Origin of the sequence: uncultured Negativibacillus sp. (assembly GCF_944388365.1) — a bacterium.
In the GTDB taxonomy this organism is placed as follows: domain Bacteria; phylum Bacillota; class Clostridia; order Oscillospirales; family Ruminococcaceae; genus Negativibacillus.
The window spans coordinates 1-17,527 of sequence record NZ_CALXIN010000016.1 but is presented as its reverse complement, the minus strand read 5'-3'; the positions used below and the strand labels follow the sequence as shown (position 1 = coordinate 17,527).

Below are 17,527 nucleotides of genomic sequence, written 5' to 3'. Positions count from 1 at the left end.
AATGGAATTTAATGTATTCGAGTCTATTAAAATCGGCTTGGCTTCTCCGGAAAAAATCAGGGAATGGTCCTACGGTGAGGTAAAAAAACCGGAAACCATCAACTACCGCACCCTGAAACCAGAACGTGATGGTCTGTTCTGTGAGCGAATCTTTGGTCCTACAAAGGACTGGGAGTGCTACTGCGGCAAGTACAAACGCCTGCGCTACAAGGGCAAGATCTGTGAACGCTGCGGCGTTGAGGTCACAAAGTCCAAGGTCCGCCGCGAAAGAATGGGTCACATCGAACTGGCAGCTCCGGTTTCTCATATCTGGTACTTCAAGGGCACTTCCTCCCGTATGGGTCTGCTTTTGAACATGTCGCCAAGACTGCTGGAAAAGGTACTGTACTTTGCATCCTACATCGTTACCGATCCAGGTACCACCAACCTGAAAAAATACACCCTTCTTTCCGAGAAGGAATACCGCGATATGCGCGAGGCTTACGAGGACGAGTTTGAGGCTTCGATGGGCGCGGAGGCAATCAAAAAGCTGCTCGAGGACATCGACCTCGAACAGCTCTCCCGCGAGCTCAAGGACGAGCTGGAAACCCTTCCTGTCGGCCAGAAGCGCGCAAGAATCTTAAAGCGTCTGGAAGTTGTTGAGGCGTTCCGTCTGAGCGGCAACAAGCCGTCCTGGATGATTATGGACGTTGTTCCGGTCATCCCACCGGATATCCGTCCAATGGTACAGCTCGACGGCGGACGTTTTGCTACCAGCGACTTAAATGACCTGTACCGCAGAGTCATCAACCGCAACAACCGTCTGAAAAAGCTCATCGAGCTGGGCGCACCGGACATCATCGTCCGCAACGAAAAGAGAATGCTGCAGGAATCGGTCGATGCCCTCATCGACAACGGACGCCACGGCAGACCGGTCACCGGCCCGAACAACCGTCCGCTCAAATCCCTGTCCGACATGCTCAAAGGTAAACAGGGTCGTTTCCGTCAGAACCTGCTTGGTAAACGTGTTGACTACTCCGGACGTTCGGTAATCGTTGTTGGACCGGACCTGAAGATGTATCAGTGCGGTCTGCCAAAAGAGATGGCGCTCGAGCTGTTTAAACCATTCGTTATGAAACGTCTGGTTGACCAGGAGATCGCCACCAACATCAAGAATGCCCGCAAGATGGTTGACCGCGCTTCCATGAAGGAAGTTTGGGACGCACTGGAAGTTGTCATCAAGAACCATCCGGTTCTCTTAAACCGTGCGCCTACCCTGCACCGTCTGGGTATTCAGGCATTCGAACCAATCCTGGTCGAAGGCCGTGCAATCCGCCTGCATCCACTGGTATGTACCGCATTTAACGCCGACTTCGACGGCGACCAGATGGCGATCCACCTCCCACTGTCCGCAGAGGCACAGGCAGAGGCCCGCTTCCTGATGCTGGCAGCAGGAAACCTGCTCAAACCTTCCGACGGCCGTCCTGTTACCATCCCGACACAGGATATGATCCTCGGTTCCTACTACCTGACCATGGTCCGCGACGACGAGCCAGGTGCAGGCAAGGTATTCCGCAACTTTGACGAGGCAAAGATGGCTTACGACACCGGCGTTGTCGGCCTGCATGCTCCGATCAAGGTCCGCGTATCCAAGGAGATCAACGGCAAGACCATCAGCCGCATCATCGATGCGACCGTCGGCCGTATCATCTTCAACGACCCGATTCCACAGGATCTGGGCTTTGTCGACAGAACCGATTCCGAGAAGCAGTTTGACCTGGAGGTTGCCTTCCTCGTCAGAAAGAAAGAGCTCGGAAAGATCATTGATAAATGTATCCGCGCCTGCGGTACCGTCAAGACCTCCGAGGTTCTGGACAAGATCAAAAACCAGGGCTTTAAATATTCCACCAGGAGCGGCCTGACCGTCGCAGTTCGCGACGCGCTGATTCCTGCAAACAAACAGGAGCTGATCGCACAGGCAGACGAAAAGGTTGCACAGATCAAACGTCAGTACGACCGTGGTCTGATCTCGGACGACGTTCGTTACGACCGTGTCATCAAGGTATGGAACGATACCACCGATGCGGTTAAGAAGGAACTGAGCACCACCTTTGGTGAGAGAAACCCAATTTATATGTTCGCAGATTCCGGTGCTCGAGGCTCCATGGAGCAGATCAGACAGCTGGCCGGTATGCGCGGACTGATCGCAAACACCTCCGGTAAAGCGATCGAAATTCCAATTAAATCTAACTACCGTGAAGGCCTGAACATCTTGGAGTACTTCCAGTCCTCCCGAGGCGCTCGTAAAGGTCTGGCAGATACCGCGCTGCGTACTGCGGACTCCGGTTACCTGACCCGTCGTCTGGTTGACGTATCGCAGGATGTTATCATCCGCTGCGACGACTGCGGCACTCACGAAGGCATCATGGTTTATGACATCGAGGACAGCGGCCGTGTCATCGAAAGTCTGGCAGAGCGTCTGACCGGACGCTACCTGTCTGACGACGTCGTTCATCCGCAGACCGGCGAAGTGCTGGCAACCCGCGAGAAGATGATCGACGAAAAGACCGCACAGAAGATCGTCGACGCAGGCATCACTCAGGTCAAGATCCGCTCCATCCTCAACTGTCAGGCTAAGAAGGGCGTCTGTGCAAAATGCTACGGCGCAAACCTTGCAAACGGCCAGCCGGTTGGCATCGGTGAGGCAGTCGGCGTTATCTCGGCACAGTCGATCGGTGAGCCTGGTACCCAGCTGACCATGCGTACCTTCCACACCGGCGGTGTTGCTTCGGCAAGCGATATTACCCAGGGTCTTCCAAGGGTTGAGGAGCTGTTCGAGGCAAGAAAACCAAAGAATGCTGCGATCATCAGCCATGTTTCCGGTATCGCAAACTTCCGTCTGGATCACAAGGGAGCCAACACCGTCAACGTCACCAGCGCAGACGGCGAGGTATTCACCAAGATCGTACCGTTCGACTACAAGATCATCGTTGAAGAAGGTCAGTACGTCGAAAAAGGCCAGCTGATCACCGAAGGTTCGGTAGAACCAGGCGAGGTTCTGGCAGTCAGCGGCGAGCTGGCAGTACAGGACTACCTCATCAAAGAGGTACAGCGCGTTTACCGTACACAGGGTGTAGATATCAACGACAAGCACATCGAGGTTATCGTTCGTCAGATGATGCGCAAGGTTCGCATCGACGACGGCGGCGATACCCGCCTGATCACCGGCTCGCTGATCGACAAATCCGAGCTGCGTGAGGCAAACGAGGAGCTGCTGGCACTCGAGGCACAGGACGGCATCCACCGCAAACCGGCGGTTGCTCACGCTGTACTGATGGGTATCACCAAGGCTTCGCTGGCAACCGATTCGTTCATGTCGGCTGCTTCCTTCCAGGAGACCACCCGTGTTCTGACCGAAGCTGCTATCAAGGGCAAGGTTGACCCGCTCAGCGGTCTGAAAGAAAACGTCATCATCGGTAAGCTGATTCCGGCAGGTACCGGCATCATCGAGTATATCGAAACCGAGGAAGAGGCAGAAAGTTCCATCCAGGAGGCTGCCGAAACCGTTCCAGGAAGCGACGTTATCGTAGAAGCTGCACAGGACGATGCTCCTGCTGCACTGTAAGCAAATCGCATATTGATGTTAAAGAGGACCGGATTTTCCGGTCCTCTTTTTTAAAAAAACGCATTGCTGATGTATAAGGCGGCGGCAAAAGGGCATACTGGCAGGCGAAATGTTTCGGATTGTATAAGGAAAAGGGCGTTAGAAGGCGGAAAATTGGTATAAACGTCGAATGAAAATTTGTTGACATAATGGACATTGAATGATAGAATATTTAATTGTGGGGCCTGACCTCACATGGAAAAATTTTATAAACTTTAGCAAGGAGGTGCAATATGCCAACCTTTAACCAGTTAGTTCGTAAAGGCAGAGAGTCTGTAGAGAAAAAGTCCACAGCTCCAGCTCTTCTGAAAGGATGGAACTCCCTGAAGAGAGAAGCAATCGACCAGAATTCTCCACAGAAACGTGGTGTATGTACTGCAATCAGAACCCAGACACCAAAGAAACCAAACTCCGCGCTGCGTAAAGTTGCCAGAGTAAGACTTTCCAACGGAATCGAAGCTACCGCTTACATTCCGGGTATCGGTCACAACCTTCAGGAACACTCCGTTGTTCTGATCCGTGGCGGCCGTGTAAAGGACCTCCCTGGTGTTCGTTACCACATCATCCGCGGTACACTCGATACTCAGGGTGTAGCCAACAGAATGCAGAGCCGTTCCAAATACGGTGCAAAACGTCCAAAGAAGAAGTAATAAAACTCCGTCTTAAATCGACAACAATCGCTCATGTGAGCTTTTATATAGCCAAAAACAGGGAGCACCTGTGCTTGGCGGCATAGAAGACTTCACAATGGCTAAACGGGAGTTTTGTCACTTTCGAGTACCTATGAATTCAGACTGTGAAGGAGGGAAGCGAAGTGCCAAGAAGAGGTCAAATCGCTAAACGTGATGTACTGCCAGATCCGATGTACAACTCGAAACTGGTAACACGTTTGATCAACAATATCATGTACGACGGTAAGAAGGGTGTTGCCCAGAAGATCGTCTATGGTGCATTCGAAATCGTAAACGAGAAGACAGGCAAAGATGCTCTGGAAGCTTTCAAAGAAGCTCTGGAAAACATCATGCCAGTTCTGGAGGTAAAAGCTCGCCGTATCGGTGGTGCTACCTACCAGGTACCAATGGAAGTTCGTCCGGCAAGAAGACAGACCCTGGGTCTGCGTTGGCTGACCAACTACTCCAGAGCTCGTTCTGAGAAAACCATGAAAGAGCGTCTGGCTGGCGAGATCATTGATGCAATCAATGGTACCGGCGGTGCAGTTAAAAAACGTGAGGATACTCACAAGATGGCTGAAGCAAACAAAGCTTTCGCACATTACAGATTCTAATCAGGACAGTTTCGGGAGCACAGCGCCCGCACAACGGGCGCTGTATCCTGTACTGATTCTGGTTTTTTACTACCCGAATATATTGACAAGATTGCGAAGGAGGACAATATGCCAAGAGACGTTGCATTAGCTATGACTCGTAACATCGGCATAATGGCGCACATCGATGCTGGTAAAACCACCACCACCGAGCGTATTCTGTACTACACCGGTATCAACCACAAGATCGGTGAGACTCACGACGGAAGCGCAACCATGGACTGGATGGTGCAGGAGCAGGAGAGAGGTATTACAATTACTTCCGCTGCAACCACCTGTTACTGGAAAGGCCATCGTATCAACATCATCGATACTCCCGGACACGTTGACTTTACAGTAGAGGTAGAGCGTTCCCTGCGCGTCCTCGACGGTTCTGTAACAGTAATGTGTGCAAAGGGCGGCGTTGAGCCACAGTCTGAGACTGTATGGCGCCAGGCTGATAAATACCACGTTCCAAGAATGATCTATGTAAACAAGATGGATATCATGGGCGCAGACTTCTATAATGTTCTGAGCATGATCCATGACCGTCTGAAATGTAACGCTGTTCCGATTCAGCTGCCAATCGGTTCTGAGGCTTTCTTCGAAGGCCTGATCGACCTGGTAGAGATGAAAGCTTATATCTACAACGATGACCTGGGCAAGGACATCTCTGTTGTAGAGATCCCGGATAACATGAAGGATCAGGCTGAGGAATATCGTACCAAGATGATCGAGTCCATCTGTGAACAGGACGAGGAACTGATGGAAAAATACCTCAACGGTGAGGAACTGACCATCGAAGAGATCAAACACGCAATCCGTGTTGACACTCTGGCTAACCGTATGGTTCCAATCTGCTGCGGTACTTCTTATAAGAACAAGGGCGTTCAGAAACTTCTGGATGCAATCGTTGACTACATGCCGGCTCCAACCGATGTACCAGACATCAAAGGTGTCAGCCTGGACAGCGAAGAGGAAGAGGACAGACCATCTTCCGATGACGCTCCATTTGCAGCACTTGCATTCAAGATTGCAACTGACCCATATGTAGGTAAGCTCTGCTTCTTCCGCGTATACTCCGGTATCGTCAACACCGGCGACACCGTCCTCAACGCAACCAAAGGCCACACCGAAAGAATGGGCCGTATTCTGCAGATGCATGCTAACCACAGAAAAGATATCGAAGCTTGCTACGCAGGTGATATCGCTGCTGCAGTAGGTATCAAGAAGGTTACTACCGGTGATACTCTCTGTGATCCAAAATACCCGATCATCCTCGAGTCTATGGAATTCCCAGATCCAGTTATCCGTGTAGCAATCGAGCCAAAGACCAAAGCTGGTCAGGAAAAGATGGGTATTGCTCTGGCTAAACTGGCAGAGGAAGACCCAACCTTCAAGACTTACACAGACGAAGAAACCGGTCAGACCATCATCGCTGGTATGGGTGAGCTCCATCTGGAGATCATCGTTGACCGTCTGCTGCGTGAGTTCAAGGTAGAGGCTAACGTAGGTAAACCTCAGGTAGCTTACAAAGAGACCATGAGAAAACCTGCTGATGTCGATATGAAATACGCTCGTCAGTCCGGTGGTAAAGGTCAGTACGGTCACGTTAAGATCAAAGTTACCCCGAACGAGTCCGGCAAGGGCTACGAGTTTGTCAACAACGTTGTTGGTGGTGCAATTCCGAAGGAATACATCCCTGCTGTTGACGCAGGTATCCAGGGCGCTATGCAGGCTGGTATCCTGGCAGCATATCCGGTTGTTGACGTTAAGGTTGAGCTGTACGATGGTTCTTTCCACGAGGTAGACTCCTCCGAAATGGCATTCAAGATCGCTGGTTCTATGGCGTTCAAAGAGGCTATGAGAAAGGGCGATCCGGTACTGCTCGAGCCTATCATGAAAGTAACCGTTATCACTCCAGACGATTATCTGGGTGATGTTATCGGTGACCTGAACTCCCGTCGTGGCCAGATCCAGGGTATGGATGCTAGACACGGTGTACAGCAGGTCAACGCATTTGTTCCACTGTCCGAGATGTTCGGTTATGCAACCGACCTGCGTTCCAAGACACAGGGTCGTGGTCAGTACACCATGGAGCCTTCTCACTATGTAGAAGTTCCAAAGAGCATTGCTGACAAGATCATCTCTTCCAGAACAAAAGGTGAGTAATTGGTCCGACCGGACCTAAAATAGTGCATTTATGCACTTTTTCAGGGGATAATTCTGCTTTTTTATAGGATTGCTCTTGATTTTTAAACCATAAATTGTTACAATACGAATTGTAACATATACAAATATGACTACGGGAAGCCCTTCCGGCAAACGCCGGAAGCGCCCCGTGTTTAAAAGGGAGGAAACCACAATGGCAAAAGCTAAATTCGAAAGAACTAAGCCACATGTTAACATTGGTACTATCGGTCACGTTGACCACGGTAAAACCACTCTGACCGCTGCTATCACCAAAGCTCTGTCCCTCAAAGGCCAGGCTAAATTCGAAGACTACGCTAACATCGATAAAGCTCCAGAAGAGAGAGAGCGTGGTATCACAATCAACACCGCTCACGTTGAGTACGAGACCGACAAGAGACACTATGCTCACGTTGACTGCCCAGGACATGCTGACTACGTTAAGAACATGATCACTGGTGCTGCTCAGATGGACGGCGCTATCCTGGTTGTATCCGCTGCAGACGGCCCAATGCCACAGACCCGTGAGCACATCCTGCTCTCCCGTCAGGTAGGCGTTCCTTACATCGTAGTATTCATGAACAAAGCTGACCAGGTTGACGACCCAGAACTGCTCGAACTGGTAGAGATGGAAATCCGTGACCTGCTCAACGAGTACGAATTCCCAGGCGATGACACTCCAATCGTTTGCGGTTCCGCTCTGAAAGCTCTGGAAGCACCAGACGATCCTTCCGATCCAGCTTACGAGCCAATCTACAAACTGATGGATGCTGTTGACGAATACATCCCAACCCCAGAAAGAAACGAAGACATGCCATTCCTGATGCCTGTTGAGGATATCTTCACCATCACCGGCCGTGGTACCGTTGCTACTGGTAGAGTTGAGAGAGGCGTTCTGAAACTGTCTGACGAGGTTGAAATCGTTGGTCTGCAGGAAGAAAAGATGAAGACCGTTGTTACCGGTATCGAGATGTTCAGAAAACTGCTCGACTACGCTGAGGCTGGCGACAACATCGGTGCTCTGCTCCGTGGTGTTCAGAGAACTGACATCAAACGTGGTCAGGTTCTGTGCAAACCAGGTTCCATCCATCCACACACCAGATTCCATGGTCAGGTTTACGTTCTGAAAAAAGATGAAGGTGGCCGTCATACCCCATTCTTCAACAACTACAGACCACAGTTCTTCTTCAGAACTACCGACGTAACCGGTATCATCAAACTGCCAGAAGGCGTTGAGATGTGCATGCCTGGCGATAACGTTGAGATGGACGTTGAGCTGATCACTCCAATCGCTATCGAAGAAGGTCTGCGTTTCGCTATCCGTGAGGGTGGGAGAACCGTAGGTTCCGGCGTTGTTACCAAGATCGTTGAATAATTTCGGCTTATTCTTTCGAGAGTAACCTAACACAAAGAGGTACAGCCTTTGGGCTGTGCCTCTTTTTTTGCCTCCACAGTATTCTGTGATACTTGTAAACTTTTGGAAATCTTATTCGGAGATATTTACAAAAATGGTACGGAAAAGAAACAAAAATGACAACCAGATTACAGAAATTGAAATTATTGCTTGTAAAATTGTAATCAATAGTGTATACTGGGAAGAAGAAAGCAAATAATCTTTGAATTTATTCCGGCGCAGATGAATAGAATGATATCAGGAAAGGAGGCGGCACGGAATGAAATTAGTGAAAAAGATGACGATGCTTGGTGTAGCAGCGATGCTGGTGGTGGGAATGAGTGCCGTTTCCTATGCGCAGATCCCACTGAATATGATGATTACAACGGCAGCACCGATTTCGATGCTGGAAAATACCTACGAACTCCGGCTGCAGGGTGCAGTGCTCAAACATACCGCTCAGACGGCGCGAGCACTGTCCATTCCACAGCAGCAGACGATCGAAGCACAGGAGGAATACTTCTTCTATCCTGATGATACCCTCTATCTGCCGTTGATAAATACCCAGACAGGCAAGGCCTATGCGCAGAAATCCCGCCCGTCCAACTGGTCGTTTTATACCTATGGTATCGACAGTAAGGCGATTTCCAACGTCCGCTGGGCGACCGAAACCGGTACACTGACCGTCGCCATCGACTTTGCAGCGTCGCTGCCACAGTCCGAGGTCATCTCCTGTGTGTCCTCGATCACTCTGTGCGACGACCAGAACGACTGCCGCTCGGTGCTGACTATTCCGTTCCGCTTTGGCAATGTGACCAAGGAGATTGTTCCAGGTGTGGTCAATGAGATCTCCTCCCCGATGAACCTCAAAGCGGGTGATCTGTACAACGGCGAAGCGGTCACCCTCTCCTTTGGAAACAACGTCATCTTCAAAAACGCGGTGCTGCCGGAGGGTCAGACGATCTATCTCAACCTCGACCGCAGCTTTGACAGTGAGATTGCCAACCGCTATAAATCCTTCGATATCCAGTGCTACAACTTTATGGGCGATGAGGATACCTTTGAGGAGCCTGGCCGCGTCTGCCTGCCAGCTCAGAAGGGTGATAGCTATGTCTATGAGGTGGTCGACGGCAGCCTCAAGCGTATCCAGTCCGAATATGATGAGGAAAACAGCCTGGTCTGCTTCACCTCCGATAAGCTGGGATACTATATCGTTTCTCCAGTGCTGATGACCGAGGCAATGTAACTTTTAACCATCGACAGTTGAAAACTCCTGCGACAGATTTGTCGCAGGAGTTTTTTTGTGCCCTTGAACCGACATTTGACAAAAAATCATAAAAACTGCTATTCAGATTTGTATAGTATTAAAGTTAGCTAGGTATTGTGTAGTGCAAGGTACTGTGCTATAATTTAGCCATGGGAGGGAAGGGAATGAATACACAGTTTCGCAAAGGAATCATCGAAATGTGTATCCTTGCGCTCATCGAACGCAAGGATATGTACGGCTACGAAATTGTACAGAGCATTGCCTGCTACACCGAGATCAACGAGGGAACGGTCTATCCGATTCTTCGGCGGCTGACCCAGGAGGAATATTTTGTGACCTACCTCAAGGAGAGCACCGTCGGACCCGCCCGCAAATATTACCACATGACCGAAAAGGGCAGGGGATATCTGGGTTCGCTCAAGGATGACTGGCAGGATTTTTCAAAGATGGTCAACGATATTTTGAGAGGTGAGGTAGTTGAATAAGCAGGAATATCTGGAAAAGCTGGAAGCGTGTCTCAAGCACAAGCTGTCGCGGGAAGAGATCGAGGACATCATGCGCGATTACGCCGAATACTTTGAGGAAGGCCGCCGCCAGAGCAAACAGGATGTGGAGATTGCAGCCAAGCTGGGCGACCCTGAGCTGGTGGCACAGCAGCTGATCGAGGAGAGCGCCGAACAGGGTGCAGAGCACTATATTCCACCGCGCAGCGGTGAAAAGAAAAATCCATGGGAAGCAGCAAAGGAAACTTTTAAGGACCTGGAAAATCGCTTTTTGGAATGGGACCGCGGCAAAGCCGAAAAATCGGATGCCGAAGCTGCACCGCCAGAGCAGCCTGAAGAAGCGCCGCAGCCAAAACCTGAGAAAGAACCAAAGCAAAAGACAAAAAAGCCGCACAACGCCTTACAGAAGCTGTGGAAACGCTTTTCCTGCTCGATGGGCCATCTGTGCCAGTGGTGGTTCTGTGCGCTGTCCTCGGTGGTGCTGATGACGGCGCTGAGCTGCCTGTCGGCAGTATGGATCAGTTTGAGCGCCTTTGTGCTGGCAGTACTGCTGGTGGGACTGGCCGGTGCGGTGGCTCTGGCACTGGGTCTGCTTGCCATGATCATTCTGTCGGGCGTCGTCGGCTGGGGTCTGGGTACCTGGGCAGGAGCTTCGATGCTGTTTGGCAGCCTTGCAGGTATCGGACTGGATGTGCTGGCAGCGATGCTGGTGTGGTTTTTGCTCAAGCGCTGGAAGCTGTGGACCGCCCGCGCTTACCGCAAGACCAAGGGCTTGTGGAAGCGTCTGCTGCATAAGGTAGAAAGCTGGCTGGTGACTCCACGGGAACCTGCTGCACAAGAAACACAGGCGGAGCAGACGGCATCACAGCCGGAGCAGACGGCATCACAGCCGGAGCTGATGGCGCTGCCGCAGACAACGCCGGTTCCCACTGAACCGGCAGAGAGAGAGGAGGAGCAGAGATGAGAAAAGCATTGCTTGCAGCTGCCGGCTGTCTGCTAGTCGGCGTCGGAGGTTTGGTCGTTTCGCTGCCAAAGGCAGGTCAGGAGATGGTCGGACTGTATAATCGGGCAGTGACCGAGGGAACCCAGCAGGAATATCAGGTGAAGGAGCTTTCCGCCGGAATCACCCAGCTTGAGCTCATCTGTCAGCAAAGCGGGATGCAGTTTGTCGAGGTCAGAAATTCCTCGGACGGCATCATCCGCCTGCATTACCTCCAAGACCCACTGACCGAATATGCGGTGGAGGTGACTACCGAGGGCGATACTGCCCAAATCATCATCACCAAACAGGATAAACAGCCGCTGCTCAGCCGTGAGATGCTGATGCAGCTGGTTTACGAGGGCATGTCCTCCCAGTCCTCGCTGATTCTGGAGGTGCCCGAGACGGTCAGCCTGGTCAGCGACGAAGGAGACGGCGTCTATCTGGGCGTCGATGGCGGCGTCAAATTTGCAAATGTGGAGCTGATCCGCAACTACGGTTATCTGCCCAGCGAAAATGAGAGCTGGCGGCAGAAATATGAGGAAGCACAGAGCGAAATCCAGCAGCTGACCTGGCAGCTGGAGGACCTGCAGAGCGAAAACGATCGGCTGCAGGAGGAGCTGATGTTGCAGCCGGAGGTCACCGTCATTTCTCCAACGGACAACGGAGAGGTGACCATCGAGGAGAAGGAGAATATTTCCCCATCGGACATCCTTCAGATGGAGATGGAGTTTAGCGACCTGCGCCAGATGTTCAAGAACTGGAAAATCAACATGAACGACTACACCCAGAGCATCCAGACGCTCAATGAAGGCACCACCGAGGTGCGGGTGCAGCAGGTGATACAGGGCGACCGTCCCGAGTTGGAGGACCCGATCCGACAGCTGGGTGCGCTCATCAACGAATACAACCAGATGGATGCACAGGTTCTGGATGCCGAGCGGGACTACAACGAAGGCTTCATCGACCAGGAGCAGTACAACAGCATTGTGCAGTCGTATGAGGACTCGATGCGCAGTCTCAACAATGAAATTGCACTGGACAAAGGTGCACTTGCCCAGCAGGGATACTATTGGGACAGTGCCGTGCTGGTGCCAAACAGTTAAGAATTCCCCTCTTTTTAGATTCATCCACAAAGAAAAACACCGAGGAAATTTCTTTCCTCGGTGTTTTTCTTTATATCGCAGTATTGTGTGAGATTTGCAAAGATTAGAACGACTTGATGGTTTCGTCGTTGAGGCGTTTGATGATCTCCACTGCCAGTTTGACGCTGTTCTCATAGTCAACCATTGCTGCAAAGCCGTGGTGAGAATGGATGTAACGAACCGGAACACCGATGATGATGACCGGAACGCCGCCGTTGGACAGATGGATTGGACCGCCGTTGGTGCCGCCGCCGGAACGTACCGACTCCTGAACCGGAATGCCAAGCTCACGGCCGAGTTCCAGAGAGAAGCGCTGGAAGCGTGGGTTGGTGACCATCGACTTGTCGAAGTGGCGCAGCATTGGGCCTTTCTTCATGGCAGTCTGAATGAAGTAGTCCGGAGTGAAGGTGTCGTCTGCTGGGCATCCCTCAAAGCAGATAGCGATGTCCGGTTTGACAACGTCGCGGGTAACAAATGCGCCGCGCTCGCCGATCTCCTCCTGGGAGGACAGAACGCCGACAACATCGACATCCAGCGAAGCACCTTTCAGATCCTTCATGGTGTCCAGAACAGCTGCACAGCCCAGACGGTTGTCAAAAGCCTTGCCCAGCATAACGCCGGTCTGTTCGTTGTACTCGAAGGTGACATCTGGAACGATTGGTGCGCCGATGTGGATGTTGAATACCTTCTCTACCTCTTCTTTGGAGGTTGCACCGATGTCGATGACCATGTCAGCGATGGTTGGGCAGGCATTCTTTTTGTCAGCGGACAGGAAATGAACTGGGGTGCTGGCAACGATACCGGAAACCCATTTGCCGTCGTAGGTCTGAACCTTTACCTTGTGGGCAGGTACGGTGTAGTTGGACCAGCCGCCCAGAGGCAAAAAGTGCAGGGTGCCGTTTGGCTTGATGGCCTGAACAATAAAGCTGACCTCGTCGCTGTGTGCATCCACCATGACGACCGGTTTCTTGCCGGTTTCCTTGACCTCATTGATGTAGACGTTGAGGTTGCAGTCGCGGCGGAAAGAGCCCAGCTGTTCTTCCTCGACAAACTGTTTTGCGATGTCAACGACCTGATCTTCAAAGCCGCAGGCACCATACGCATTGGAAAGTGCTTCGATCAAATTCAAAGAGTTCATAAGTACAGATCCTCCCTTTGTATCCATTTTCTTCCCAAATGGGAAATCAAACAATGTTGCAAGCGCCATTTTGTAAAAAGTAATGTAAACGCTTATTATTTGTTACAGACAGTATAGCACAAGCCGCCCGCCGATGCAAGAATTCCTGCGCCGAACTGCCATGGGGAAACAGCAAAACACCTCGGCAAAATATAGTAAATACAGACAGATATAAAACTGATATTTATAAAAAATAACGGTAAAATCTGCGGGAAAACAGCGAAAATCCGGCAAAACAGGGCGAAATCCCTTGGCAAAAAGCATAAAAAATCGAGCGGATATTTTATTTTCATCAAAGCACAGGGGAAGAAGGGGACTGTCAAAAAGTAAACATTTACTTTATTTTTGTGAAAAATTAGAGAAACTTTCCCGTAGTAGCACTTTTTTGTATGAATGCATATTTTTACTATTTTTGAGGGTGGAAAATTGGAACATAATTGACAATACCGACAGAAACATACTAAAATAAAAACAATACCTAGCTATTTTATGGAAAGGGACGTGAGACAAAATGAATCAGAAATTGAGTACAAAGCAGTTGATCTATGCATCCTTCATGCTGTTTTCGATCTTTTTTGGTGCGGGCAATATGATTTTCCCACCAAATCTGGGACAGCAGGCAGGTACCCAGGCGCCGCTGGCGCTGCTGGGCTTCATCATCACCGACGCAGGACTTGCCGTGCTGGGCATTCTGGCGGTCGTTATGGCCGGCAACAGCATGGATGACCTGATCGGACGCGCCGGACGCAAGCTCGGCGTCTTTTTGACCGCGGCAGTCTATCTGCTGTTGGGTCCGCTGTTTGCGCTGCCCAGAACCGGTTCGGTTTCGTTTGAGATCGGCGCCGTTCCGTTTCTGCCCGAGGACAGCTCCCGCTTTGTACCAATGTTGATTTACACCGCCATCTTTTTTGCGGTGACCTATCTCTTTTCGCTCAAGCCCACCAAAATCATCGACATCGTCGGCAAGGTCATGAGCCCGCTGCTGCTGTTGTCCATTGCGGTCATCTTTGTAGGTGCGCTGCTAAATCCCTTGGGACCGATCGTGGAGTCGTCGGTCACCTATGCAAACGGCCCGTTCATCGAAGGTCTGCTGCAGGGATATCTTGCGCTGGATGGCTTTGCAGCGCTGGTATTTGCCATCATCGTCATCGACATCTTCCGTGAAAAGGGTGTGCAGGACCACAAGCAGATGGTGCACTATACCGTCGTCGTCGGCATCATCTCCGTTGTGCTGCTGTGTCTTGTGTATGGCGCGCTGTGCATGGTAGGTGCGCAGACCTCCAGCATGGAAGCCTTCTCCAACGGCGGCGTGCTGTTAAACTATGCGGTGCATCAGCTGTTTGGCAAATGGGGAAATGTCATCCTGGGTGCTGCTGTGGTGCTGGCCTGCCTGACCACCTCGATCGGACTGACTACCTCGTTCGGCAACTACTTTGCAAAGCTGTTCCCCAATATTTCCTACCGCAAAATTATCACCGTGGTCTGTCTGTTCACCTGGGCAGTGTCCAACGTCGGTCTGGATACCCTGCTCAATACGGTGCTGCCGCTGCTGGTCGTGCTGTATCCGCTGGTCACCGTGCTGGTGCTGCTGTCCTTCTTTGACCGCTTCTGGCATGGGCGCACCGAGGTTTATGCGCTGAGCATGCTGTTTTCGCTGGCATTTTCCATCTTTGACGGCTGCAAGACCGCCGGTATCGCGCTGGGCGGCCTGACCGATTGGGTGATGCAGCTGCCGCTGGCTTCGCTGGGAATCGGCTGGGTGCTGCCGGCTGCCGTCGGCTTTGTCATCGGCATCAGCCCATTGGGAAGAAAGCTGGGAGAAAAGATGCGCGCAAAGGCCAAACAATAGTTGTGCCAAAGGTTCCTGTACATAATTATTCAATTTTGCACAATAATTTGTTAGAACTATAGATTCTCACAGGAAAATATTGATGCTTTGATGAAAAAGTGGTAAGATTATATCATAATATGAACAATACGACAAAATGTTTTGTTGATATTGCTGCAGCCACACCCTGAATGAACAACGACGGTTTTTCAGAAAAGCCCTGTCAAAAAGGAGGAAAACACTTTTCCTCCTTTTTTCATAACCGAAATTGCCGGTCAGAATGAGGTTGGGCGTAAATACCGTCGTATTTCACCGATTTGTAAGGAAAAAAGTGAGGGGTTTTCATGATGAAGGAAGCGACCAAGAAGATAGATAAAGAGCACATGAAGCGTTCCAACCGGCAGTTGGTATTTCACGAAATCCACCGCAGCGGAAGCATCTCCCGCCGGCAGCTGTCCAAGCTGACGGGACTGACACCGATGTCGGTGGGCAGGATTGCAGACGAGCTCATCGGGATGGGCGTGGTGACCGAGCTGGAGGAAAACGACCAGGAAACCGAAAAGGAACAGGCACACATGGTAGGCCGCCGTCCCAAGATGCTGCAGATTGTGCCGGACAGGATGCTCAGCCCGGCGCTGGAATTGGACCGCAACCGGATTCGGGCGGGCATCATGGACATCCACGGCAGAATATTGGTGCAGACCGAGCATCGGGAAAATCTGGCGGAGCTGACGCCGGAGGAAGTGGTGGAGCTGTGTGCCAGCCAGCTGGAGGAGCTTTCCCAGCGGGCAGAAAAGCTGCTTCAGGGCCAGCGGGAGCCGTTTGAGGTGCTGGGTGTTGTCTGTCCAGGCATTGTGGACAGCAAGCGCGGCATCGTGCGGTTTTCTTCGCAGCTGCAGTGGCAGGATGTGGGCTTTGTCAAGATGCTGCGCGAGCGGCTGGGAATCGAGAACATTCAGCTGGACAACGAGGTCAAAGCCCGCGGACAGGCGGAAGCGACCTTCGGCGCAGGACAGAACCTCAAGCGGGTGGCGCTGCTGAACATCGGTTCCGGCGTGGGCTCCTGTCTGGTGATCCGCCGCAAGATCTACCGCGGCAAGGGCAACATGGCAGGAGAGATCGGTCACGTTTGTATCGACCCAAACGGAATGCTGTGCGAATGCGGACAGCGCGGATGTTTGCAGACCTATCTGTCCGACCTGTCGCTGTTGCAGGACGCGCGCAAGTTTGACCCAAACTGCACACTGGACACGTTGTTTGCAGCCTATGGCAGACAGGAGACCTGGGCGATCAACATTATCATGCACGCGGTGCGGTATGTGGTGCTTGCCATCGAGATGCTGCGCAATCTGTACGCGCCCAACATCATTGTGCTGTGCGGCAAGATGATCGAAAGTTATCCGCAGCTGCAGCAGGCAATCTTGGACGAATACCGCAGCAAACGCAGCCGGTACGACAACGAGATGGAGCTGGCAGTTTCGCACTTTGGCAAGGATGGCAACCTGATCGGTGCAGGCACGCTGGCACTCAACCTCAATTTTGAGGTAAAAGCATAAGTGAAGAGAGCAAAGCAAAAAAGGAGGCGTCAAGCCTCCTTCCCTTTTCTTACCTTTTCTTTGCATAGAAAAGAGGACAAAATATGTTCCATATTTGTCCGACCAAAAGAAAAGTGTTTATCTCTCAAGAAAGTTTTTCCATAACAGGTAATTTTCTCCTTCCTCTCCTCTTTTCTTTGCGCAGAAAAAAGAAAAGTGTTTGTCTCCTAGGCAAGTTATCCCAAAGAAAAGTGTTTAGCTCCTAGGCGGGATTTACCAGAGACTAAAAAAGAGGACACAAAACATCATTTTGTGTCCTCTTTATATCATGTTCGGAGAATGGACGAAGTTCATTCTCTGGGAGCCACTCACAAAAGCAATGTATTGTAGAAGGCGGAAGTGGCTCCACGCCTACCTCGAAAAGGGACTGTGCCCCTTACCTTTTCTTTGCTAAAAGAAAAGGTAAGACCAAAAGAAAAGTGTTTAGCTCCTAGACGGAATTTACCGGAAACTAAAAAAGAGGACACAAAATATACTTTTGTGTCCTCTCGCACTAGACGTGCG

General features: G+C 51.2%; 12 protein-coding genes. 11 read left to right on the top strand and 1 reads right to left on the bottom strand.

The annotated features are described in order from the left end of the window. Nucleotide 1: 1 nt before the first annotated feature. The 9 genes from rpoC to Q0L39_RS04085 all read left to right on the top strand — a co-directional run bounded on the left by rpoC (nt 2) and on the right by Q0L39_RS04085 (nt 12,384). Nucleotides 2-3,604, top strand: coding sequence for a DNA-directed RNA polymerase subunit beta' (rpoC, locus tag Q0L39_RS04125; RefSeq protein ID WP_296627068.1), 3,603 nt, complete (start codon nt 2-4; stop codon nt 3,602-3,604). Nucleotides 3,605-3,876: 272 nt separating this feature from the next. Next, complete coding sequence (rpsL, locus tag Q0L39_RS04120) at nt 3,877-4,293, top strand: 30S ribosomal protein S12 (RefSeq protein ID WP_022116200.1); 417 nt, start codon at nt 3,877-3,879, stop codon at nt 4,291-4,293. A gap of 164 nt (nt 4,294-4,457) precedes the next feature. After that, complete coding sequence (rpsG, locus tag Q0L39_RS04115; RefSeq protein WP_022116199.1) at nt 4,458-4,928, top strand: 30S ribosomal protein S7; 471 nt, start codon at nt 4,458-4,460, stop codon at nt 4,926-4,928. A 108-nt stretch (nt 4,929-5,036) separates the two neighbouring features. Continuing rightward, nucleotides 5,037-7,118 carry an elongation factor G gene (gene fusA, locus Q0L39_RS04110; protein WP_296627067.1) on the top strand — a complete coding sequence of 694 codons (2,082 nt, stop codon included), beginning with the start codon at nt 5,037-5,039 and terminating at the stop codon, nt 7,116-7,118. Between the two features lie 193 nt (nt 7,119-7,311). Continuing rightward, nucleotides 7,312-8,511: an elongation factor Tu gene (gene tuf, locus Q0L39_RS04105; protein WP_296627066.1), complete on the top strand. Its 1,200-nt coding sequence runs from the start codon at nt 7,312-7,314 to the stop codon at nt 8,509-8,511. Between the two features lie 298 nt (nt 8,512-8,809). Beyond that, nucleotides 8,810-9,775: a hypothetical protein gene (locus tag Q0L39_RS04100; protein WP_296627065.1), complete on the top strand. Its 966-nt coding sequence runs from the start codon at nt 8,810-8,812 to the stop codon at nt 9,773-9,775. Nucleotides 9,776-9,960: 185 nt separating this feature from the next. Further along, entirely contained in the window at nt 9,961-10,281 is a 321-nt protein-coding gene (locus tag Q0L39_RS04095) for a PadR family transcriptional regulator (protein WP_296627064.1), read from the top strand. Then, nucleotides 10,274-11,263 (top strand): DUF1700 domain-containing protein, encoded by a 990-nt coding sequence (locus tag Q0L39_RS04090; RefSeq protein WP_296627063.1) that lies wholly within the window; start codon nt 10,274-10,276, stop codon nt 11,261-11,263. Before Q0L39_RS04095 ends, Q0L39_RS04090 begins: the two co-directional genes overlap by 8 nt. Continuing rightward, nucleotides 11,260-12,384, top strand: a complete 1,125-nt coding sequence (locus Q0L39_RS04085) for a hypothetical protein (RefSeq protein ID WP_296627062.1) — start codon at nt 11,260-11,262, stop codon at nt 12,382-12,384. The genes Q0L39_RS04090 and Q0L39_RS04085 overlap by 4 nt, the downstream gene beginning before the upstream one ends. 103 nt (nt 12,385-12,487) lie before the next feature. Here Q0L39_RS04085 and Q0L39_RS04080 read toward each other — a convergent pair whose 3' ends face one another. Beyond that, the gene (locus Q0L39_RS04080) at nt 12,488-13,561 is read right to left on the bottom strand and encodes a M42 family peptidase (protein WP_296627061.1); all 1,074 of its coding nucleotides are present in this window, start codon (nt 13,559-13,561) and stop codon (nt 12,488-12,490) included. Between the two features lie 550 nt (nt 13,562-14,111). Here Q0L39_RS04080 and brnQ point away from each other — a divergent pair. Together brnQ and Q0L39_RS04070 are read left to right on the top strand one after the other, a co-directional pair. Continuing rightward, nucleotides 14,112-15,449, top strand: coding sequence for a branched-chain amino acid transport system II carrier protein (brnQ, locus tag Q0L39_RS04075; protein WP_296627060.1), 1,338 nt, complete (start codon nt 14,112-14,114; stop codon nt 15,447-15,449). Nucleotides 15,450-15,772: 323 nt separating this feature from the next. Next, nucleotides 15,773-16,984, top strand: a complete 1,212-nt coding sequence (locus tag Q0L39_RS04070; protein WP_296627059.1) for an ROK family protein — start codon at nt 15,773-15,775, stop codon at nt 16,982-16,984. The last annotated feature ends 543 nt before the right edge of the window (nt 16,985-17,527 follow it).

Coding starts and splice junctions, on each gene's coding strand:
- rpoC (WP_296627068.1), top strand. CDS start 2: ATGGAATTTAATGTATTCGAGTCTATTAAAATCGGCTTGGCTTCTCCG.
- Q0L39_RS04070 (WP_296627059.1), top strand. CDS start 15,773: ATGATGAAGGAAGCGACCAAGAAGATAGATAAAGAGCACATGAAGCGT.
- rpsL (WP_022116200.1), top strand. CDS start 3,877: ATGCCAACCTTTAACCAGTTAGTTCGTAAAGGCAGAGAGTCTGTAGAG.
- Q0L39_RS04080 (WP_296627061.1), bottom strand. CDS start 13,561: ATGAACTCTTTGAATTTGATCGAAGCACTTTCCAATGCGTATGGTGCC.
- Q0L39_RS04085 (WP_296627062.1), top strand. CDS start 11,260: ATGAGAAAAGCATTGCTTGCAGCTGCCGGCTGTCTGCTAGTCGGCGTC.
- Q0L39_RS04095 (WP_296627064.1), top strand. CDS start 9,961: ATGAATACACAGTTTCGCAAAGGAATCATCGAAATGTGTATCCTTGCG.
- brnQ (WP_296627060.1), top strand. CDS start 14,112: ATGAATCAGAAATTGAGTACAAAGCAGTTGATCTATGCATCCTTCATG.
- fusA (WP_296627067.1), top strand. CDS start 5,037: ATGCCAAGAGACGTTGCATTAGCTATGACTCGTAACATCGGCATAATG.
- tuf (WP_296627066.1), top strand. CDS start 7,312: ATGGCAAAAGCTAAATTCGAAAGAACTAAGCCACATGTTAACATTGGT.
- Q0L39_RS04100 (WP_296627065.1), top strand. CDS start 8,810: ATGAAATTAGTGAAAAAGATGACGATGCTTGGTGTAGCAGCGATGCTG.